Origin of the sequence: Streptomyces sp. NPDC021212 (genome assembly GCF_044332925.1) — a bacterium.
GTDB lineage: Bacteria > Actinomycetota > Actinomycetes > Streptomycetales > Streptomycetaceae > Streptomyces.
On sequence record NZ_JBIRPZ010000025.1, the window covers coordinates 66,489 to 85,613 of the forward strand.

Here is a 19,125-nt window from a genome sequence, read left to right on the forward strand (position 1 = left end):
GGACCGTTCAGTCAGCCGATCTTCAGGACGGCCTTGCCGTGGAGGCGGCGGTCCAGGAGGGCCGCGATGGCTTCGGCCGCCCGGTCCCAGCCGCCGCGCCAGGCGATCTGTGGGTCCAGGTCGCCCGCCGCGAGGCGGTGGGCGAGCCAGGTCAGGTCCGGGCCGATGTCGGGGCGTTCCAGCAGGTAGAAGGTGACGATCGAACGGTCGTGGCGCCCCGCGTCTCCGTAGAGGGCGCCGAAGGGGAACGTCTCGGGCTGGCCGGTGACATGGCCGACGGAGACCAGGGTGCCGTGCGCGGCGAGGGTGTCGTACGCCGCCACCAGCTGGGGGCCGCCTACGAGGTCCACCACGCCGTGTACCGGTTCGGCGACATCCGCCGGTTCGGTGACCACCTGGTGGGCGCCGAGGGCGCGCAGGTCGTCGCCGTGGGCGCCCGGGTCGCCGGTGGTGGCGATGACGTACGCGCCGCCGAGGCGGGCGAGTTGGACGGCGTACCGGCCGACGCCGCCGGTGGCGCCCGTGACCAGGATGCGGCGGCCGAGGGTGTCGCCGATCCGGCGGAGGGCGCGTAGTGCGCTGGCTCCCGCGACCGGGAGGGTGCTGAGTGCGCCCGGGTCGGCGCCGGTGGGTGGGACGCCGAGCATGCCGGTGTGTACGGCGCGCAGTTCGGCCCATCCGCCGGCTTCGCCGAGCGTGACGACGGGGGTGCCGACGGCGGGACCGGAGCCGTCGGCGGCGGCGCGTTCGATCACCCCGGCGGCGTCCCAGCCGAGCACCGTGCCCTCGGGGGCCTCCTTGCGGTGGGCGACCTCGCCGTAGTTGAGGGACGTGGCGGTCACCCGGACGAGTGCTTCGTGCCGGGCGGGTTCGGGGTCGGCGGTCTCGCCGAGGCGGAGTCCGGAGGGGGTGGAGCTGTCGACGAGCAGGGCGCGCATGGGGGTTGTGCCTTCCGGAAGGGGGTGAGGACTTATTTATGCCACTCAGTGGCAGAAGCGTGCAAGTGGCATTCGCGTTCGCGTAGACTCGTCGTCGTGACTGCCCCCGTCCCCACCCCGTCGCTGCGCGAACGCAAGAAGCGGCGCACCCGTCAGGCGCTGATCGACACCGCGCTGGAGCTGTTCACCGAGCGCGGCTTCGGCGGCGTCACGCTGGATGAGCTGTGCGAGGAGGTGGAGGTCTCCAAGCGCACGTTCTTCCGGTACTTCACCAGCAAGGAAGACGTCGCGATGGCCCCCGAACAGGACCTTTGGCGGGCCTTCCTGGAGGAGCTGGAGACCGTGGCCCCGGGCCAACGGACGCTGGTGGAGCTGGGGCGGGACGCGCTGCTGGCCGCGCTGGGCCGCATGGACGACGAGGGCTGGGCCCGCCGGGTCGTGCTCAGCCGCCGGCTGGCCGAGCGGACGCCCTCGATGGCCGCGCACGGACTGCAGTTCTGCGAGGCCGCGACCCAGGGGGCGCTGGAGATCCTGTGCCGCCGGTTCGGTCTGGGGGGCGAGGGCGACGTACGCCCCCGGCTGGCCGTGGACATGCTGATCGCCGCGCACCACTGCGCGACGGCGGGCTGGGTGGCCCAGGCAGGCGGTGCCGCGTCCCCGGCCACGCCCGACCTGGGCGCCCGCCTCCGCGAGGCCGTCGCCGCCCTGCCGGGCAGCCTCACGATGTCCGTGGAGGGCTGACCGATGCGCGCTTGGACCCTGCCGACGCTGCTGGTGCTCTGCGGCTCCGCGATCGCGACCGGGCTGATCTTCCGGGGGAGCGTCGGCGAGGCCGCCGCGCTCCTGCTGGTGTTCGTGCTGCTCGCTGGCGCCCACTCGCCGCTCGTCTTCCCGAGGTCGATCGGCGCGCTGGAGGCGCAGCGCCGCAGCGCGGCCGACGGCCGGCCCGTCGTCTACTGGCGGCCGGGTTGCGCGTACTGCCTCCGGCTGCGCACCCGGCTGGGCCGTGGCGCCCGCCGGGCGCATTGGGTCGACATCTGGCGCGACCCGGAGGGAGCGGCAGTGGTGAGGGCGGCCAACGACGGCAACGAGACCGTGCCGACGGTCGTCGTGGCGGGCCGGCCGCACACCAACCCGGATCCCGCATGGGTACGCGAACAGCTCTCCGGCGCGGTGTGACGGCGGTCGTCAGCTGAGGACGATCACCAAGCCGAAGCCGAGGAAGAGCGTGCCGCCCAGGGCCAGGCCCGCCATCGGACCCACTATGTGGCGCCGCATCCATACCCGGGCCTTCTGCGACTCGCTCGGGAGGTACATCACGTCCACCGTCCGGCCGGTCGCCAGCCCCAGGCCGACGCCCTGGATCGCGGTCTTGAACTCCACCTCGTAGCCCTGATGGTCGTGGAACCGGATGATCGGCGTCTGGGTCGGATTCCGGTTCTGGGACTGGTGGTCCACGACGTTGGCGACCACCAGCCCCTGCGTACGCACCCCCTCGCGGCGCAGCCGCCGCACCAGACGGGCGTCGCGCAGGGCACAGGCGTAGAGGAACAGGCCGACCGCAACGCACAGCGGTTCGGCTCCGGGCACAGCCATCGGTGGTTCGCCTCTCGTCGTGCTCGATTCCCCCTCCCGGCACAAGGGACGCGGTGATCCGGAGCTTCGGTTGCCGCCCGGAGGCGGTCTGTTGCGCGGCGACCCGGTGCGGGATCCTGCCGTCGCATGAAGAGACCCCTGAACCGTCGTGCGCGCGCCTGGAGCTGGCCCCTCGTCATCGGGCTGGTCTGTACCCTCACCTGGAGTTCACCGGCCGGGGCCGACCCCTCCGCCGCCGGGTTCGGTGAGGCCGTCGACAGGATTCTTGACGACCCCCTGCTGAGGGGCGGGGCGGCCGGGGTGGTGGTGGCGGACGCCGACTCCGGCGCCGTGCTGTACCGGCACCGGGCCGACGACCGGCTGATGCCCGCCTCCAACACCAAGCTGTTCACCTCGGCCGCCGCCATGGGGCTGCTCGGGCCCGACCACACCTTCCGGACCGATGTCCTGGGCGAGGGCACCCGACACGGCCGGACGTTACGCGGCGATCTGTATCTGCGGGGCACCGGCGACCCGACCATGCTCGCCAAGGACTACGACAGCCTGGCGAAGGACGTCGCCGACGCGGGGATCAGCCGGGTCACCGGACGGCTGGTCGCCGACGACACCCGGTTCGACGCGCAGCGCGCGGGCCGCTCCTGGGCCGCCGACGACGAGTCCTCGTACTACGCGGCGCAGATCTCGCCGCTCACCGTCGCCCCCGACACCGACTACGACGCGGGCAGCGTCATCGTCGAGGTCGCGCCCGGAGCGGCGGCGGGGGAGCGGCCGAAGGTCACGGTGACGCCCCGGACCGCGTACGTCCGTATCGACAACCGGGCGACCACCGGAAGCGGCGGCCTCACGGTCGAACGGCAGCACGGCACCAACACCATCACCGTCAGCGGCGCCATCGCGGCCGGGGCCCCGGTGGCCAAGGAGTGGGTCAGCGTCTGGGAGCCCACCGGGTACGCGGCCGCCGTGTTCGCCGATGCGCTCACGAAGCATGGGGTGCGCGTCGCGGGGGCCACGAGGCTCGGCACGGCCACCCCGCCGGACGCCCGTCCGCTCGCCGCGCACCGCTCGATGCCGCTCAAGAAGCTGCTGATCCCGTTCATGAAGCTGTCGAACAACATCCACGCCGAGGTGCTCACCAAGGCCATCGGCTACGAGACGGCGGGGCGCGGGACCTGGGACGCGGGCCTGGCCGCCATCGCCGACCACCTCAAGAAGCTGGGCGTGGACACCGGAGCGGTGCGCCAGGTCGACGGCTCCGGGCTGTCCCGGATGGACAACATCGCGGCCGGGCAGCTCACCGAGCTGCTGCTGGCGGTCCGTCACCAGCCCTGGTACGCGGACTGGTACGCCTCGCTGCCGGTGGCCTGCGCCCCGGACCGCTTCGTCGGCGGCACGCTGCGCTCGCGCATGTGCGGTACCCCGGCCGCGGGCAACGCGCGCGGCAAGACCGGCAGCCTGACCGGCGCCTCCGGGCTCTCCGGGTACGTCACCGACGCGGACGGCCGGGAGCTGGTCTACAGCGTCGTTCTCAACAACTACCTCTCCCCGTCGGTGAAGAGCCTGGAGGACGCGATCGTGGTGACGCTCGCGAAGTCCGGCGAGGGCCGCACCGAAGGGGTGCGGCCCCGGGCCGTACGCGGTGAAACCACAGCGGACCTGGAGTGCTCCTGGATCAAGCCCCGGCGCTGCTGAGCGCCAGGGTGAGGGCGGCCGTCCCCGCCTCCGCGTCGGCGGACGGCCCGCCCACCACCTCCACGCGCCAGGGCGCCGAGGGCCCGCGGCGGGACCGGTCGGCCTCGACGCGCAGGGTCTCCCCGTCCCGTACGACGGTGAACGCGGCGGCCGTCGAGCCGTCCGGGGCCGGGATCCGCACGGTGACCCCGGTGCCGGGCAGGGCGGAGGGTTCGTACACCCGCAGCGTGACGCCGTCCGCCCAGTCGGCGTCCGGCCGGTCGTAGGCCGCGCCGAACGGGATGACCGAGCCCGGCCGGGCCAGCAGCGGCACGCTCAGGAAGCCGTGCCGCTCACGCACCCAGCGCGGGCCGCGCACGGTCCGGCCGCTCAGCACATGCGTCCACACCCCCTCCGGGACGTAGTACGCGACCTCGCCCCCGTCGTCGAAGACCGGCGCGACCAGCAGATCGCCGCCGAGCATGTACTGCCGGTCCAGACCCGCGCACCCCGGGTCGCCGGGGAATTCGAGGACCATGGCGCGCATCACCGGCACGCCCTCGCCGTGCGCCTGCCGCGCCGCCTCGTACAGGTACGGCATCAGCCGCAGCTTGAGCCGGGTGAAGAAGCGTAAGCCCGCGACCGACTCCTCGTCGAAGTGCCACGGAACGCGGTAGGAGGACGAGCCGTGCAGCCTGCTGTGCGAGGACAGCAGCCCGAAGGCGATCCACCGCTTGAAGAGCGCGGGGTCGGGGGTGCCCTCGAAGCCGCCGATGTCATGGCTCCAGAAGCCGAAGCCGGAAAGACCGAGGGAGAGCCCACCGCGCAGCGATTCGGCCATCGCCTCGTACGTGGACTCGCAGTCGCCGCCCCAGTGCACCGGGTACCGCTGGCCGCCCGCGGTCGCGGAGCGCGCGAAGACGACGGCCTCCCGCTCCCCCCGCCGCTCGCGCAGCGCCTCGAAGACGGTGCGGTTGTAGAGGTGGGTGTAGTAGTTGTGCATCCGCTCCGGGTCGGAGCCGTCCGCGTACACCACGTCCAACGGCACGCGCTCGCCGAAGTCGGTCTTGAAGCAGTCCACGCCCATGTCGAGGAGCGCGGTCAGCTTCCCGGCGTACCAGGTCCGGGCGGCGGGGCTGGTGAAGTCGACCAGGGCCATGCCGGGCTGCCACAGGTCCCACTGCCATACGGAGCCGTCCGGCCGCTTCAGCAGATGACCGGCCGCCTTGCCCTCGGCGAAGAGCGGGGAGCGCTGCGCGATGTACGGGTTGATCCACACGCAGACGCGCAGGCCCTTCTCGCGCAGCCGCCGCAGCATGCCCGCCGGGTCGGGGAAGACGCGCGGATCCCAGGTGAAGTCGCACCAGTGGTGCTCGCGCATCCAGAAGCAGTCGAAGTGGAAGACGGACAGCGGCAGCTCGCGCTGTGCCATGCCGTCGACGAAGCCGGTGACCGTCTCCTCGTCGTAGGAGGTGGTAAAGGACGTGGACAGCCACAGCCCGAAGGACCAGGCGGGCGGCAGCGCGGGGCGGCCGGTGAGGGCGGTGTACTTCCGGAGGATCTCCTTGGGCGTGGGCCCGTGGATGACGTAGTACGTCAGTTCCTGGCACTCGGCGCTGAACTGGACGCGGGAGACCGCCTCCGAGCCGACCTCGAAGGAGACCTTGCCGGGGTGGTCGACGAAGACGCCGTAGCCCGCGTCGGTGAGGTAGAAGGGGACGTTCTTGTAGGCCTGTTCGGTGGCGGTGCCGCCGTCGGCGTTCCAGATGTCGACGGTCTGGCCGTTCTTCACCAGCGGGCCGAAGCGCTCGCCGAGGCCGTACGCGGAGGTGCCGACGCGCAGGGTCAGCCGCTCGCGCAGATAGTGGTGGCCGTCGGCGGTCTCCATGATGCCCGCGTCCTTCGGCCCGCTGCTGGTGAGCGTGCGCCCCTCCGCCTCGAAGGCGACGCGCCAGGGGCCGGTGCGGGCGATGCGCACGGTGAGGGCGCCGGAGGTGAGCCGGGCCTCGTCCTCGTCGCAGGACACCTCCCCGTACGAGCCATCGGCCAGCTCGAACGACGGGCCCCGCTCGGCCCCGCCCGCGAAGTGGGCGAGCCGGACCCCGATCACCCCTGGCATCGGCGCGGTGCAGGTCAGGCTGAGGACCGGGCCCTTGAGGAGGTCGCCGCGGTGGCGGACCGGATGGGTGGGGGCGTGCACGGTGAGGCTGCCGGGGCCGGTCTCCACGTCCAGGACGCCGGCCGGATACCCGGCGGTGACGCCCTCGCGCAGCAGCCAGTAGCCGTCGCTGAACTTCATGCGGGGCCCTCCTCGTCACTTGACCGCGCCCGCGGCGATGCCGCGGGTCAGGGTCCGCTGGAAGATCAGGAAGAAGATGATCGCGGGGACCACGCCGAGCAGGGCGGCCGCGTTGGTCATGGTGGCGTCCATCAGCCGCTGGCCCTGGAGGACGCCGAGGGCGACCGACACCGTCTGGTTGTCGTTGGAGATCAGCATCACCAGCGGCAGCAGGAACTCGTTCCAGGTCCAGATGAAGAAGAACACCAGCAGCACCCCGATGGTGGGGCGGCTGACCGGAACCACCACCCGCCACAGCACCTGCCACTTGTTCGCGCCGTCGATCCGGGCCGCCTCGACGATCTCCCGGGGGAAGGCGCCGAGGACGGAGGAGAGCAGATAGGTGCCGAACGCGGCCTGGATGACGATGAAGACGAGGATCACGCTCAGCCGGGTGTCGTACAGCCCCACCTGCTTGGACAGGTAGTAGACGGGGTAGACCAGCGCCTCCTGCGGCAGCATGTTCGCCAGCACGAAGAAGGCCAGCACCCAGGGGCGGCCCTTCACCCGGCCGATGCCGATGGCGTACGCGTTGAGCACGGACAGCACGGCGGCGCCGATCGCCACCGAGCCCGAGATCAGCACGGAGTTGATCAGCTTCTGCCCGAAGTCGACCCGCTCCCAGAAGTCCTCGATCCCGTCCAGGTAGAACCCCTCGGGGAGGCTCAGCGGCCCGTTCGCGGAGTACTCGGCGGGCGACTTGACCGCGTTGAGTGCCACCACCAGGAACGGCAGCACCATGAGGACGGCCGCCACGATCAGCGCGGCCAGCACCGGATAGCGTCTGAGGACCCTCACCGCTCCTGGTCCTCCGCCCTCGTCTGGAGGCGCAGGGCGGCCAGCGCCAGCGCCAGGATGATCACGGTGAGCACGGTCGAGACCGCGGAGCCGTACCCGACCTGCGTCTTCTCGAAGAACGCCTGGAAGGAGAAGTACGAGGGGACATTGGTCGCCCCGCCCGGTCCGCCCTTGGTGAGCACGTACACCGCGCCGAAGACCTTGAGCGCGGCGATCGTGCACCACAGCAGCACCACGGAGATCTCCGGCCGGATCTGCGGCAGCGTCACGTGCCAGAACCGCCGCCACCACGAGGCGCCGTCCAGCTCGGCCGCCTCGTACAGCGCCGGATCGACGCGCTGAAGCCCGGCCATGAACACCACCAGCGGAAAGCCCAGCTGGACCCACACCATCACGCCCATCACGCTGTAGAGCGCGAAGTCCGGGTCGCCCAGCCAGTCGTGGCGCAGCGAGCCGAGGCCCACCGCCTTCAGCAGCTCGTTGAGGGCGCCGTTCTCGGGGGCCAGGATCCAGCTCCAGACGATGCCCGCCACCGCGATCGGCAGCACCTGCGGGAGATAGAAGCAGGCGCGCAGCACGCTCGCGGTGCGGCTGCCGAAGTGCTTGCCGACGAAGTCGAACAGCGCGGCGGCCAGCACAAGACCGAGCGCGGTCGGGATCGCCGCCATCGCCACCACCATGGCGAGGCTGTGCCGGAACGACTCCCAGAAGGCGTCGTCGTCCAGCAGCGTCCGATAGTTGTCCGGACCGGCCCACTTCGGGGTGCCCACCCCCTGCCAGTCGGTGAAGCTGATCCCGGTGTTCATCAGGAACGGAACGACGATGACGGCGAGGAACGCCAGGGCGCCGGGGATCAGGAAGAGCGTGTACGGATACTCGCGCGGCCGGCTCATCCCTTCGGCGCGCCCGCCTCGTACGCCTTCGCCAGCGCGTCCAGATAGGCGCCGGGCTTCGCGCTGCCCGTCATCAGCTTCTGGGTCTCGGAGACGAGGGTGTCGTAGAAGCCGGGCACCGGCCAGTCCGGGTAGAAGGCGAGGCCGCCGCCGTCGGAGTAGGCGGTGAAGTCCTTGATCAGGCTCTTGGCCTTGGGGTCGGTGATCGCGGCCGGATCGGCGGCCACGGGCACGCCGCCCTTGTTGCCCAGGGTGTTCTGGATGCCCTTCTTCATCGTGATGTCGATGAAGTCGTACGCGAGCTGCTTGTTCTTCGCGCCCTTGGGGACGACCCACAGATTGCCGCCGGAGCCGAGCGTCAGCTTCGAGCCGGGGAAGGGGAACGTGCCCCACTCGTCCTTGATCTCCGACTTGAAGCGGCCGAACCACCAGCTGCCGGAGAAGAACATCGGGTACTTCCCCGCGATGAACGCCGCGCCCGCGTCCTCGGCCTTGGTGCCGCTCGAACTCTTCGCGATCCAGCCCTTCTTCACCCAGTCGGCGAAGGTGGTGGCGCCGTAGGTCCAGGCGGCGTCGTGGAAGTCGGGCTTGCCCTTGTACTGCTCGTACGCGTCCACCCAGGAGCGGTCGGCCTTGGTCAGGGCCAGCTGGTAGACGTACTGCTGGGCGGGGTATTCGGCGCCCGCGTTGGCCAGCGGGGTGACGCCCTTGTCCTTGAACGCCTTCAGCGCGGCGGTGAACCCCTCGAAGGTGGTCGGGACCTTCACCTTGTGCTTCGCGAAGAGGGTCTTGTTGTAGAAGACCATCGTGTACTCGGCGTAGTTCGGCACCCCGAACCACTTGCCGGAGCCCATCACGCCGCGTGCGTCGTACCGGCTGGTGGTGCGCACCCCGGGGCTGAGCGGCTTGTCCCAGCCGCGCTTGGCGACCTCGGAGGAGAGGTCGGTGAGCAGCCCCTGCTTGGAGAGCAGCCCGGTGGTGGCGTTGCCCTTGTTGTACTCCATGAGATCGGGCGCGCTGTCCGACCCCAGCACCATCGAGGCGGTCTTCTGGATCTGTTCGAAGCCCTTCTCCTCGAACTTCACCGTCACGCCCGGATGGCTCTTCTTGAACTCCTCGATCGCCTGGCTCCAGGCCGCGCCCATGGCCCCGTTGGGCGCCTCGTAATGCCATAACCGGAGCGTCTTGCCGTCCCCGGCCTCGTCCCCACCGCCCCCGCACCCCGCCAGGACCAGGGCCCCCGCGAGCGCGGCCGCGAGGACGGCCCCCGTTCGTCTCGTCGTTCGTGTCGTCCGTTTCCGTGCCGTCAACATCCACTGCCTCCGGGAGGTTGGGAGGAATGTGCACGTGCAACGTTCGTCGAAGCGCTTCGATGGGCAGAGGTATAGGTGGGCGTGGAGAGGTATGTCAATGGCGTTGACAAAATGCTGGGGGAAGCCCGTGGACCAAGGCGGGGGGAGGCACGCGAAGGGCCCGCCCCCTACCGGGGGGAGGCCCCGGAGCCGTCTAGAGGTCTTCGTACGGCGGAATCACGCGAGTGATGACGAGGAGCCGCAGGCGCGGCATGGCCAGGAAGTACAGCCAGCCGTCGCCGCCGATGCCGAGGCGGCGCAGCCCGCCCGGAGCCCCCGGCCGAGGGCCCTTGCCGAGGTCCGTGACATCGACGCTCATGGTGGCAAGGTCGACCAGCTCGTTCGCGATGCGCTCGACCTCGCTGATCAGGTGGCTGGGCAGCCCGGCGACGACGTGTGCCTCGTCGGGGTCGTACTCCCAGCGCCAGGAGTCGCTCACGCGTCCCCCCGCTTCACCCCGGCCTCGTCGAACGCGGCGTCCAGGATGCGCCCGATCTCCGCGATCGCCTCGCGCGCCTGGACGAGGTCGTCCGTCTCTGCGGCCAGCGCTTCCAGCTCGCGGAGACGGTTGGCACGCGCGGGGTGGCGAGCGATCGCCACGTTGACCGACCACTGCCGGGTGAAGCTGCGCAGCGGGGCCGCGCTCACCTCGGTACGGGCCTGCTGGACGGCTTCCGCGCGCTCGGCGTCGAAGGCAGCCAGAGACCCGGGGGCGACCTGCGCCACCGCCGCGCGCAGCGCCTCGGGTGTGGCGGCCGGTTGCGGGGTCACCGGGTCGTACGAGTGGTCCGGCTGGGTGCTCATGCGGTCCTCCGGCGCGGGCGGGCGGGTGGTGCACTAGGCACGGTACCGGTCGCGCAAGCGGGTGTGCGCGCAACGGCGATTGCGTCGATGACCGGACCCTGGTCGCCCTCACCGCACCCCGCCCCCGCGGGTGAGAGCAAGGTTTCGTGCCGGTCACCTGCCGCCACAGCCCGGTAATCCCGGGTGCCTAGCGTCGGGCAGCGACACCGAGAACTGTGGAGGCGTGATGACTGCCCCGACCACCACCCCCGCCCGCACGGGGGGCCGCTGGATAGAGGAGTGGGATCCGGAGGACGAGACGTTCTGGCGGGAGAAGGGGGAGCGGATCGCGACCCGCAACCTGGTCTTCTCCATCCTCTCCGAACACATCGGCTTCTCCATCTGGAGCCTGTGGTCGGTGATGGTCCTGTTCATGGGGCCGGAGTACGGGGTCGACCCGGCCGGGAAGTTCTTCCTGGTCGCGATGCCCACCCTGGTCGGCGGGATCCTCCGCGTCCCGTACACCTTCGCCGTGGCCCGCTTCGGCGGCCGCAACTGGACGATCATCAGCGCCGCGATGCTGCTGGTGCCCTCCATCACGGCCGCCGCGGTGATGGAGCCCGGCACCTCGTACACCACGTTCATGGTGGTCGCGGCGCTCACCGGGGTCGGCGGCGGGAACTTCGCGTCGTCCATGACCAACATCAACTCCTTCTACCCGCTGCGCAAGAAGGGCTGGGCGCTCGGGCTCAACGCGGGCGGCGGCAACATCGGCGTGCCGGTCATCCAGCTGATCGGGCTGCTCGTCATCGGCACGGCCGGGGCCTCCCACCCGCGGCTCGTGCTGGCCGTCTACCTCCCGCTGATCGTGATCGCGGCGGCCCTCTCGGCGCTCTTCATGGACAACCTGGCGCCGGTGAAGAACGACACCGGGGCGGCCAAGGAGGCGGCCCGCGACGCCCACACCTGGATCATGTCGCTGCTCTACATCGGCACCTTCGGCTCGTTCATCGGCTACAGCTTCGCCTTCGGGCTCGTGCTCCAGAACCAGTTCGACCGCACCCCGCTGCAGGCCGCGTCGCTCACCTTCATCGGCCCGCTGCTCGGTTCCCTCATCCGCCCCGTCGGCGGGCGGCTGGCCGACGCCTACGGCGGCGCGCGGATCACGCTGTGGAACTTCGCCGGGATGGCCGCCGCGACGCTCGTGGTCGTCTACGCCTCCGCGCAGAAGTCGCTGCCGGTCTTCCTCGTCGGTTTCATCGCCCTCTTCGTCCTCAGCGGACTCGGCAATGGCTCCACGTTCAAGATGATCCCCGGCATCTTCCAGGCCAAGGCCCACGCCCGCGGGCTCACCGGGGAGGAGGCCGCGGCCTACGGGCGGCGGCTGTCCGGCGCGGCGATGGGGCTGATCGGAGCGGTCGGCGCGCTCGGCGGCCTCGGTATCAACCTGGCCTTCCGGGAGTCCTTCGGCAGCGCCCACTCCGGCACCCCCGCCTTCGTCTCCTTCCTCGCCTTCTATGCCCTGTGCTCGGCGGTCACCTGGGCCGTATACCTCCGCCGCAGCCCGGCGGCGGCCCGGCCCGCGGGAGCCGGTGTGGAGGAGGCGCAGACGGCGCCGCAGCCCGCCTACGCGGAGGTGTGAGCCCACAGTCCCAGTCCCCGGGGGCGTACGGTCGTAAGTCGTGCCCGTGACCGTACGCCCCGTTACATCCGGGAAACGTGCCGGAACCGCGTCCGTCACGGGGCGGCGCCAAGATGACGCCTTCACCCCAAGGCGCGCATACGACAGTGAACCGGGACGAGAGCCGAGAGTCAGAGCCACATGCAGCGAGACCACCACCAGGCCGCCCCGACGGCCGTCGGCCCCCTCGCGGGGTTCACCGTCGGCGTCACCGCCGCGCGCCGCGCCGATGAACTCGGCGCCCTGCTGCTGCGGCGCGGCGCGGCCGTCCTGCACGCGCCCGCGCTGCGGATCGTACCGCTCTCGGACGACTCGGAACTGCTCACCGCCACCAAGCAGTTGATCGACCACGCCCCCGATGTGGTGGTCGCCACCACCGCCATCGGCTTCCGCGGCTGGGTCGAAGCCGCCGACGGCTGGGGGCTTGGCGACGCCCTGCTGAACCGGCTGCGCGATGTCGAACTGCTGGCCCGCGGGCCCAAGGTGCGCGGCGCCGTACGGGCCGCCGGGCTCACCGAGAAGTGGTCCCCGGCCTCCGAGTCGATGGCCGAGGTGCTCGACCGGCTGCTGGAGGAGGGCGTCGACGGCCGCCGCATCGCGGTCCAGCTGCACGGCGAGCCGCTGCCCGGCTTCGTCGAGTCGCTGCGCGCCGGGGGCGCGGAGGTGGTCGGCGTGCCGGTCTACCGGTGGATGCCGCCGGATGATCTCGGCCCGGTGGACCGGCTGCTGGACGCGACGGTCGCGCGGGGCGTGGACGCCATCACCTTCACCAGCGCCCCCGCCGCCGCGAGCCTGCTGGACCGCGCCGCGCGGCGCGGCATGCGCGAGGAGCTGCTCGACGCGCTGCGCCACGATGTGCTGCCCGCGTGCGTCGGTCCGGTCACCGCGCTGCCGCTGGAGGCCCAGGACGTCACCACCAGCCAGCCCGAACGCTTCCGGCTCGGCCCCCTCGTCCAGCTGCTGACCAGCGAACTCCCCGGCCGGGTCCGCCCGTTGCCGGTCGCAGGCCGACGGCTGGAGATCCGCGGCCACGCGGTCGTCGTGGACGGCGAGCTGCGCACCGTCCCGCCTGCCGGAATGGCCCTGCTGCGGGCCCTGGCCCGCCACCCGGGCTGGGTCGTGGCCCGCGCCGAACTGCTGAAGGTCCTCCCGGGCGCGGGGCGCGACGAGCACGCCGTGGAGACGGCGATGGCCCGCCTCCGCACCGCCCTGGGCTCGCCCAAGCTGATCCAGACGGTGGTGAAGCGGGGCTATCGGCTGGCGCTGGATCCGGTGGCCGACACCAAGTACGGCGACGTGTAGCCGCACCGCCCCACCGGGCGTTTCGTTCCCGGGTGCGGGCCGGTGGGCGGGTTGTGCCCACCCGTCCCTCCCCGGCTACCGCTGGGAGGTGCCCCGCAGCGGGACGATTGCCCATAACCGGGCACGATCCTTCCGGCGTGTGCGGGGGCCGGGGTGGAGCCCCGATTCGGGAAGGGGCGGGGTGGGGAAGCAGCCGCGGCCACCAGCGACGGCGGGGTACCGGGTCCGGGCCCGGGCGGGCACCCTGGAGGGGAGCCTGCCCCTGGAGGTGACAGGAACATGGCGGCGGACGCCTTCGACCTGCGGTTCGACGCCGGGCGCATCTGCCTGGACCTGGTGGCCACCGTCGACGGACGCCTCAGCGAGACCCCCGTGGAACGCCTCGACGGCGTCGAACCCCTCCGCGCCTGGCTGCTCGGCACCGGCCTCATCCCCCACGGCACCGCCCGCGAGGCCCTCGACGCCGTCGACACCGCCTGGCTCACCCGCTTCCGCGCCGCCCGCGACCTCCTCCACCGCATCGTGCACACGGAAGTGGAGGGCAGGGCCGCGGGCCCGGATCTGGAGCGGGTGAACGCGCTCGCCGCCACCGCCCCGCCCGCCGTACGGGCCGTACGCGCCACCGACGGCACCCTCGTCGCCCGGCTCGCCGCCGCCCCCGACTGCGGGGCGCTGCTCGCCCAGATCGCCCGCGACGCCGTCGCGCTGCTCACCGACCCGGTGGCGCGCGGGCAGCTGCGGCGCTGCGAGGGGGAGAGCTGCTCGCTGGTGTACCTGGACACCTCGCGGGGCCGGCGCCGCCGCTGGTGCTCCAGCGAGCTGTGCGGCAATCGAGAGCGCGTGGCACGGCATCGACGGCGTTCAAACCCCCAACGCGAGCAAAACATGAACGAGTTTCAGACATGACGCAGGCCCCGGATGGGGGGACCGGGGCCTGCGGGGCGGTGTTTGGGGAGGGAGCCCTTTATGGTGGCCGACGCCCGCCCGGCGCCGGGTTCTCGGCCTCAAGTACGTGTCGTGGCCCGGGAAATGTTCACTCCGGAAGTGGGAGGAATGTCACAGGGTTGTGAATGAACTGAGGATCATTCCAGCCCGTACGCCCCTCGACCCAGAGCCTTGCGTACGCAAAGATGCCCTCGTGACCGAGAGGACGACACCGGACGACGCGCTGATGCGCGCGCTCTATGCGGAGCATGCGGGCCCGCTTCTCGCCTTCGTCCTGCGCCTGGTCGCAGGCGACCGGCACCGCGCCGAGGACGTGGTTCAGGAGACGCTTTTACGGGCTTGGCGCAACGCCGACCAGCTGCAGCGCAGCGGTGGTTCCGTACGCCCGTGGCTGGTAACCGTGGCTCGCCGCATCGTCATCGACGGCCACCGAAGCCGCCGTGCCCGCCCCCAAGAGGTCGACGCGGCTCCCCTGCATGTCATGCCCGCAGCGGATGACATCGACCGGGCTCTCCGCCAGATGACCATTTCCGATGCACTGAATGACCTGTCCGATGCGCACAGAGAGGCGCTCGTCGAGACATACTTCAAGGGACGGACGGTGAGTGAGGCTGCGGAAGTGCTGCGCGTGCCGCCCGGGACCGTACGATCCCGGGTCTACTACGCGATGCGTGCCCTCAAGCTCTCACTTGAGGAACGGGGGGTCACGGCATGATGCCGACAGCGGACGACCAGCAGCACACCGCCGTCGGCGCCTATGCGCTCGGTGTCCTCGACGCGGCCGACGCGGCGCGCTTCGAGGAGCATCTGATCGGGTGCGATCGGTGCGCGGAAGAGCTGGACGGGCTGATGGGCATCCCACCACTGCTCGCGGACTACGCGACCAACGCGGACGGCACGGCCGTCCACGACGCCGCCACCCTCACCGCCCGCCCCGGGCCCGAGATGCTGGGCCGGCTGCTCGACGAGGTGACGGTCAGCCGCCGCGCCAAGAGCCGCAGGCGGCTCTTCCTCGTCGCCGCGGCGGGCCTCCTGATCGTCGGCGGCCCGCTCGCGGGCGCGGCGGTCAACTCCGGATCCGACGAGGGCGGTGGCGGCACGACGCCCCCGGCCGCCGCGGCCAACCCGGCGCAGGCGGCGTACGACCAGGGCAAGAAGTACAGCTCGGTGGACCCCGAGACCAAGGTGGACGCCTCGGTCTCGCTCACCCAGAAGGGCTGGGGCACCTCCATCGCGGTCAAGCTGGGCAACCTCAAGGGGCCCAAGGCTTGCGATCTGATCGCCATCGGCAAGGACGGCCACGAGGAGACCGTCACGACCTGGGCCGTGCCCAGCGCGGGCTACGGGATCAAGGACGGCGACGGCTCCCGCTGGAACAAGGAGCCGCTGTACGCGCAGGGCGGCGCGGCGATGAACGAGAGCGACATCGCCCGCTTCGAGGTCCGCACCCTCGACGGCCAGCGGCTGGCCGAGGTCAATATCTGAGGGTCGATACCCGAGTGGCGCGCAGGGGTGGGTGTACGGTTGACGGCTGCCCTATGTACACAGAAGGGGGCTTGGGTGGCCGCGCAGAACGCCACGCAGAACGCCACGCGGAACGTCACGCACGAAAGCCGGACGGCCCCGCCGCGTGACGGTGGGGACGGGATCCGGGACGGCGAGATCCGGGTCGAGCAGACCCATCTGGACCGCGTGTACCGCCGCCTCGAGGAGAAGATCCACGAGGCGGAGTTCCTCATGGACGACGCCGCCAAGCGCGGCCAGGTCGGCACCCCGGGCGCACTCGCCGAGCGCGACGCCCAGGTGTTCCGGGCCGGGGTGCACCTCAACCGGCTGAACAGCGAGTTCGAGGACTTCCTCTTCGGCCGCATCGATCTGCTCCTCGGCAAGGACGGCGAGCGCGGCCCGGACGGTGCGTACACCTCCGTGGAACCCGCCGACGACGCCATCCGGCCGGGTACGGACGGGGAGGGTGACCGCGCGGAGATCGCGGAGACCCTGCACATCGGCCGCATCGGGGTGCTGGACGCCGACTACTCCCCGCTGGTGATCGACTGGCGGGCCCCCGCCGCCGCCCCCTTCTACCGCTCCACCCCGGTCGCCCCCGGCCGGGTCGTGCGCCGCCGCGTGATCCGGAGCAAGGGCCGCCGGGTGCTCGGCGTCGAGGACGACCTGATGCGCCCCGAGCTGACCGCGACTCTCGGCGGCGAGGTGCTGCCGGTGGTCGGCGACGGCGCTCTGATGGCCGCGCTCGGCCAGGCCCGCGGCCACACCATGCGCGACATCGTCGCCTCCATCCAGGCCGAGCAGGACTTGGTGATCCGCGCCCCCGCCGCCTCCGTCACCGAGGTCGAGGGCGGCCCCGGCACCGGCAAGACCGCGGTCGCGCTGCACCGCGCGGCGTATCTGCTCTACCAGGACCGCAGACGCTACGCGGGCGGCATCCTGGTGGTCAGCCCCACCCCGCTGCTCGTCGCGTACACCGAGGGCGTGCTGCCCTCGCTGGGCGAGGAGGGCCAGGTGGCGATCCGCGCGGTCGGCTCCCTGGTCGACGGCGCCGAGGCCACCACGTACGACGAACCGGCCGTGGCCCGGATCAAGGGCTCCTCGCGCATGATGAAGGTCCTGCGCAAGGCGGCCCGCGGCGCCCTGGAGCTGCCGCCCGCGGGCGCGGCGCCCGCCGACGGCGGCGGCCAGCTGTCCCTGGACGACGTCACCGAAGGGCCCGGCAGGGGCGAGAGACCCGGCGGGCCGCCCGAGCGGCTGCGGGTCGTCGCCTTCGGCGCGCGCGTCGAGCTGGACGCCGAGGAGCTGCGCCGCATCCGGCAGAGCGCGCTGGGCGGCACCGCGCCCGTCAACCTGCTGCGCCCGCGCGCCCGCCGGCTGCTGCTGGACGCGCTGTGGGCCCGTACGGGCGGCCCGCGGCGCTACACGGACCCGGAACTGGCCGCCGAGGCGCGCGAGGGCTTCGACGAGGACATCTCCGGCGAGGACGCGTTCACCGACTTCCTGGACGCCTGGTGGCCCGAGCTGACCCCGCGCTCCGTGCTCGCCGCGATGGCCGACGAGAAGCGGCTCGGCCGCTGGTCGCGGCGGGTGCTGAACCCGCGCGAGGCCCGTCAGGTGGCCCGCTCCCTGGCCCGCCTCGGCCCGGCCGGGCAGGGCCCGCTGTCGGTGCACGACGTGGCGCTGCTGGACGAGCTGCACACCATCCTGGGTGCCCCGGCTCGCCCGGCGAAACCCCGCGAGGTCGATCCGCTGGACCAGCTCACCGGTCTTGACGAGCTGACCACCTTCGCCGACCGCTCCGCCCCCCGGCGCGCCCGCGCGGAGCAGGAGCGCACCGACTACGCGCACATCATCGTCGACGAGGCCCAGGACCTGACGCCCATGCAGTGGCGGATGGTGGGGCGGCGCGGCCGCCACGCCACCTGGACGGTGGTCGGCGACCCGGCCCAGTCCTCCTGGTCCGCCCCGGACGAGGCGGCCGCGGCCCGTGACGAGGCGCTGGGCACCCGTCCGCGCCGCCGCTTCACCCTCACCGTCAACTACCGCAACCCGGCGGAGATCGCCGAGCTGGCCGCCAAGGTGCTCGCGCTCGCGATGCCCGGCACCCCCTCGCCCCGCGCGGTCCGCTCGACCGGCGCCGTACCGCGGTTCGCGCCGCTCCCGGCGCACCCGGACGGCGACCTGGGGACCCACGTCCGTAGCGAGGCGGCCCGGCTGCTGGACGAGGTGGACGGCACGGTCGGCGTCGTCGTCGCCATGAGCCGCCGCGAACAGGCCCGCCGCTGGCTCGCCGGGCTCGGCGAGCGGGCGGTCGCGCTGGGCAGCCTGGAGGCCAAGGGGCTGGAGTACGACGCGACGGTGGTGGTCTCGCCCGCCGAGATCGCCGATGAGTCACCGGCCGGGCTGCGGGTGCTGTACGTGGCGCTCACCCGGGCGACCCAGCGGCTGACGGTCGTCCCGGGGGAGCGCGACGACCCGGACCGGGACGGCGTCCCGGACCTGCTGAGGGCCGACTGACCACTGACCGACGGCCGACCGGGGGATGCGGCGAAGCCGACCGGGGGACGGAGTGAAATCGGCCCGTCCGGTGGGGAATCGCTTCCGGGGATGGTTTGTTAGCCTTGCTGTGGCACCGGCTCGATCCAAGCCCCCGGGCCCAACCATCGTCGCTGCGAGCGACCACTTGCCGCGAGGCGAGCATGGCGGGTCGGTGCCACCTACAACGTCATAGTGACGAGGTCCGCGTTCTCACCCGAGGACGCGGACTTCTTCGGCTTGCGGCCCCTTGCGGCCCTGCACGATCTGGAATTCGACCCGCTGGTCGTCCGCAAGGCTGCGGTAGCCGTTGCCGTTGATCGAGCTGTAGTGGACGAAGACGTCCGGCCCGCCGCCCTCCTGGGCGATGAAGCCGTAGCCCTTCTCGGCGTTGAACCATTTGACGGTGCCCTGAGCCATGCCCGCTGCTCCTCGTGTTCCTCGACGCCGGTGGACGTCGTTCGGCGCTGTGCGCGCCAGAGCCTAGGGGCGTGGGCTGCGGGGACGGCCCGCCTCGCCCGGCGTTCCCGCGAAGGAGTGGGGCTTTCCACTCGGCTGACCCCACCCTCGTATGTCAGAACAATATGTCCGAAAGTCGGGCCGGGTTACCTCGTACCAGAAGGTAGGTGCAACCATCTGAGGACGTGGCCCGGTGACAGCGGGCCCCGCAAGACCTGGCACAAGGGAAAGCAGAGGAAGACGGTCATGGCAACGGCGCCCAGCGTCTCGTACTCGATGACGGTCCGGCTGGAGGTGCCCGCGAGCGGTACCGCGGTGAGCCAGCTGA

18 protein-coding genes are annotated in these 19,125 nt (G+C 71.9%); 9 read left to right on the forward strand and 9 right to left on the reverse strand.

The features are described 5' to 3' along the window. Positions 1–11: 11 nt before the first annotated feature. A complete protein-coding gene (locus ACH4SI_RS40750; RefSeq protein ID WP_398305654.1) occupies positions 12–938 on the reverse strand; it encodes a zinc-binding dehydrogenase in 927 nt (308 codons plus the stop codon). Positions 939–1,034: 96 nt separating this feature from the next. Between ACH4SI_RS40750 and ACH4SI_RS40755 the strand changes: the two genes are divergently transcribed. Beyond that, positions 1,035–1,679, forward strand: a complete 645-nt coding sequence (locus tag ACH4SI_RS40755; protein ID WP_398305657.1) for a TetR/AcrR family transcriptional regulator — start codon at positions 1,035–1,037, stop codon at positions 1,677–1,679. 3 nt (positions 1,680–1,682) lie between these two features. Further along, on the forward strand, positions 1,683–2,117 hold the full coding sequence (locus tag ACH4SI_RS40760; protein ID WP_398305660.1) for a glutaredoxin domain-containing protein: 435 nt from the start codon (positions 1,683–1,685) through the stop codon (positions 2,115–2,117). A gap of 9 nt (positions 2,118–2,126) precedes the next feature. On the opposite strand, the gene ACH4SI_RS40765 is transcribed toward ACH4SI_RS40760, so the two are convergent. Further along, complete coding sequence (locus tag ACH4SI_RS40765) at positions 2,127–2,534, reverse strand: DUF3592 domain-containing protein (protein WP_398305663.1); 408 nt, start codon at positions 2,532–2,534, stop codon at positions 2,127–2,129. A gap of 126 nt (positions 2,535–2,660) precedes the next feature. On the opposite strand from ACH4SI_RS40765, the gene dacB reads away from it, so the two are divergent. Next, entirely contained in the window at positions 2,661–4,223 is a 1,563-nt protein-coding gene (gene dacB / locus ACH4SI_RS40770; protein WP_398305666.1) for a D-alanyl-D-alanine carboxypeptidase/D-alanyl-D-alanine-endopeptidase, read from the forward strand. Here the strand turns inward: dacB and yicI are convergent. The 6 genes from yicI to ACH4SI_RS40800 all read right to left on the reverse strand — a co-directional run bounded on the left by yicI (position 4,204) and on the right by ACH4SI_RS40800 (position 10,387). After that, positions 4,204–6,501: an alpha-xylosidase gene (gene yicI, locus ACH4SI_RS40775; protein WP_398305669.1), complete on the reverse strand. Its 2,298-nt coding sequence runs from the start codon at positions 6,499–6,501 to the stop codon at positions 4,204–4,206. The genes dacB and yicI overlap by 20 nt on opposite strands. 15 nt (positions 6,502–6,516) lie before the next feature. Next, positions 6,517–7,281, reverse strand: coding sequence for a carbohydrate ABC transporter permease (locus ACH4SI_RS40780; protein ID WP_398305703.1), 765 nt, complete (start codon positions 7,279–7,281; stop codon positions 6,517–6,519). A 53-nt stretch (positions 7,282–7,334) separates the two neighbouring features. Beyond that, entirely contained in the window at positions 7,335–8,231 is an 897-nt protein-coding gene (locus tag ACH4SI_RS40785) for a carbohydrate ABC transporter permease (RefSeq protein WP_398305672.1), read from the reverse strand. Beyond that, entirely contained in the window at positions 8,228–9,544 is a 1,317-nt protein-coding gene (locus ACH4SI_RS40790) for an extracellular solute-binding protein (protein WP_398305675.1), read from the reverse strand. The genes ACH4SI_RS40785 and ACH4SI_RS40790 overlap by 4 nt, the downstream gene beginning before the upstream one ends. Positions 9,545–9,737: 193 nt before the next feature. After that, positions 9,738–10,022 carry a hypothetical protein gene (locus ACH4SI_RS40795; protein WP_398305678.1) on the reverse strand — a complete coding sequence of 95 codons (285 nt, stop codon included), beginning with the start codon at positions 10,020–10,022 and terminating at the stop codon, positions 9,738–9,740. After that, positions 10,019–10,387 carry a DUF6247 family protein gene (locus tag ACH4SI_RS40800; RefSeq protein WP_398305681.1) on the reverse strand — a complete coding sequence of 123 codons (369 nt, stop codon included), beginning with the start codon at positions 10,385–10,387 and terminating at the stop codon, positions 10,019–10,021. Before ACH4SI_RS40800 ends, ACH4SI_RS40795 begins: the two co-directional genes overlap by 4 nt. A 226-nt stretch (positions 10,388–10,613) precedes the next feature. Here ACH4SI_RS40800 and ACH4SI_RS40805 point away from each other — a divergent pair, with 226 nt between their 5' ends. From ACH4SI_RS40805 to ACH4SI_RS40830, 6 genes are all read left to right on the forward strand, one after another. Then, positions 10,614–12,008 (forward strand): nitrate/nitrite transporter, encoded by a 1,395-nt coding sequence (locus ACH4SI_RS40805; RefSeq protein WP_398305684.1) that lies wholly within the window; start codon positions 10,614–10,616, stop codon positions 12,006–12,008. A gap of 180 nt (positions 12,009–12,188) precedes the next feature. Continuing rightward, a complete protein-coding gene (locus ACH4SI_RS40810) occupies positions 12,189–13,349 on the forward strand; it encodes a uroporphyrinogen-III synthase (protein WP_398305687.1) in 1,161 nt (386 codons plus the stop codon). A gap of 279 nt (positions 13,350–13,628) precedes the next feature. Next, positions 13,629–14,255 carry a CGNR zinc finger domain-containing protein gene (locus tag ACH4SI_RS40815; RefSeq protein WP_398305690.1) on the forward strand — a complete coding sequence of 209 codons (627 nt, stop codon included), beginning with the start codon at positions 13,629–13,631 and terminating at the stop codon, positions 14,253–14,255. 232 nt (positions 14,256–14,487) lie between these two features. Then, entirely contained in the window at positions 14,488–15,009 is a 522-nt protein-coding gene (locus tag ACH4SI_RS40820) for a sigma-70 family RNA polymerase sigma factor (protein ID WP_398305693.1), read from the forward strand. Further along, positions 15,006–15,779 (forward strand): anti-sigma factor family protein, encoded by a 774-nt coding sequence (locus ACH4SI_RS40825; protein ID WP_398305696.1) that lies wholly within the window; start codon positions 15,006–15,008, stop codon positions 15,777–15,779. The genes ACH4SI_RS40820 and ACH4SI_RS40825 overlap by 4 nt, the downstream gene beginning before the upstream one ends. 75 nt (positions 15,780–15,854) lie before the next feature. After that, complete coding sequence (locus ACH4SI_RS40830; RefSeq protein WP_398305699.1) at positions 15,855–18,320, forward strand: HelD family protein; 2,466 nt, start codon at positions 15,855–15,857, stop codon at positions 18,318–18,320. Between the two features lie 231 nt (positions 18,321–18,551). Here the strand turns inward: ACH4SI_RS40830 and ACH4SI_RS40835 are convergent, their stop codons facing one another. Then, positions 18,552–18,758, reverse strand: coding sequence for a cold-shock protein (locus ACH4SI_RS40835; RefSeq protein WP_009717477.1), 207 nt, complete (start codon positions 18,756–18,758; stop codon positions 18,552–18,554). Positions 18,759–19,125: the final 367 nt, after the last annotated feature.

Excerpts from the sequence above, each read along its gene's own strand:
- ACH4SI_RS40785 (WP_398305672.1), bottom strand. The coding sequence starts at position 8,231 with ATGAGCCGGCCGCGCGAGTATCCGTACACGCTCTTCCTGATCCCCGGC.
- dacB (WP_398305666.1), top strand. The coding sequence starts at position 2,661 with ATGAAGAGACCCCTGAACCGTCGTGCGCGCGCCTGGAGCTGGCCCCTC.
- ACH4SI_RS40780 (WP_398305703.1), bottom strand. The coding sequence starts at position 7,281 with ATGGTGCTGCCGTTCCTGGTGGTGGCACTCAACGCGGTCAAGTCGCCC.
- ACH4SI_RS40800 (WP_398305681.1), bottom strand. The coding sequence starts at position 10,387 with ATGAGCACCCAGCCGGACCACTCGTACGACCCGGTGACCCCGCAACCG.
- ACH4SI_RS40760 (WP_398305660.1), top strand. The coding sequence starts at position 1,683 with ATGCGCGCTTGGACCCTGCCGACGCTGCTGGTGCTCTGCGGCTCCGCG.
- ACH4SI_RS40790 (WP_398305675.1), bottom strand. The coding sequence starts at position 9,544 with ATGTTGACGGCACGGAAACGGACGACACGAACGACGAGACGAACGGGG.
- ACH4SI_RS40750 (WP_398305654.1), bottom strand. The coding sequence starts at position 938 with ATGCGCGCCCTGCTCGTCGACAGCTCCACCCCCTCCGGACTCCGCCTC.
- ACH4SI_RS40810 (WP_398305687.1), top strand. The coding sequence starts at position 12,189 with ATGCAGCGAGACCACCACCAGGCCGCCCCGACGGCCGTCGGCCCCCTC.
- yicI (WP_398305669.1), bottom strand. The coding sequence starts at position 6,501 with ATGAAGTTCAGCGACGGCTACTGGCTGCTGCGCGAGGGCGTCACCGCC.
- ACH4SI_RS40825 (WP_398305696.1), top strand. The coding sequence starts at position 15,006 with ATGATGCCGACAGCGGACGACCAGCAGCACACCGCCGTCGGCGCCTAT.
- ACH4SI_RS40765 (WP_398305663.1), bottom strand. The coding sequence starts at position 2,534 with ATGGCTGTGCCCGGAGCCGAACCGCTGTGCGTTGCGGTCGGCCTGTTC.
- ACH4SI_RS40805 (WP_398305684.1), top strand. The coding sequence starts at position 10,614 with ATGACTGCCCCGACCACCACCCCCGCCCGCACGGGGGGCCGCTGGATA.
- ACH4SI_RS40835 (WP_009717477.1), bottom strand. The coding sequence starts at position 18,758 with ATGGCTCAGGGCACCGTCAAATGGTTCAACGCCGAGAAGGGCTACGGC.
- ACH4SI_RS40815 (WP_398305690.1), top strand. The coding sequence starts at position 13,629 with ATGGCGGCGGACGCCTTCGACCTGCGGTTCGACGCCGGGCGCATCTGC.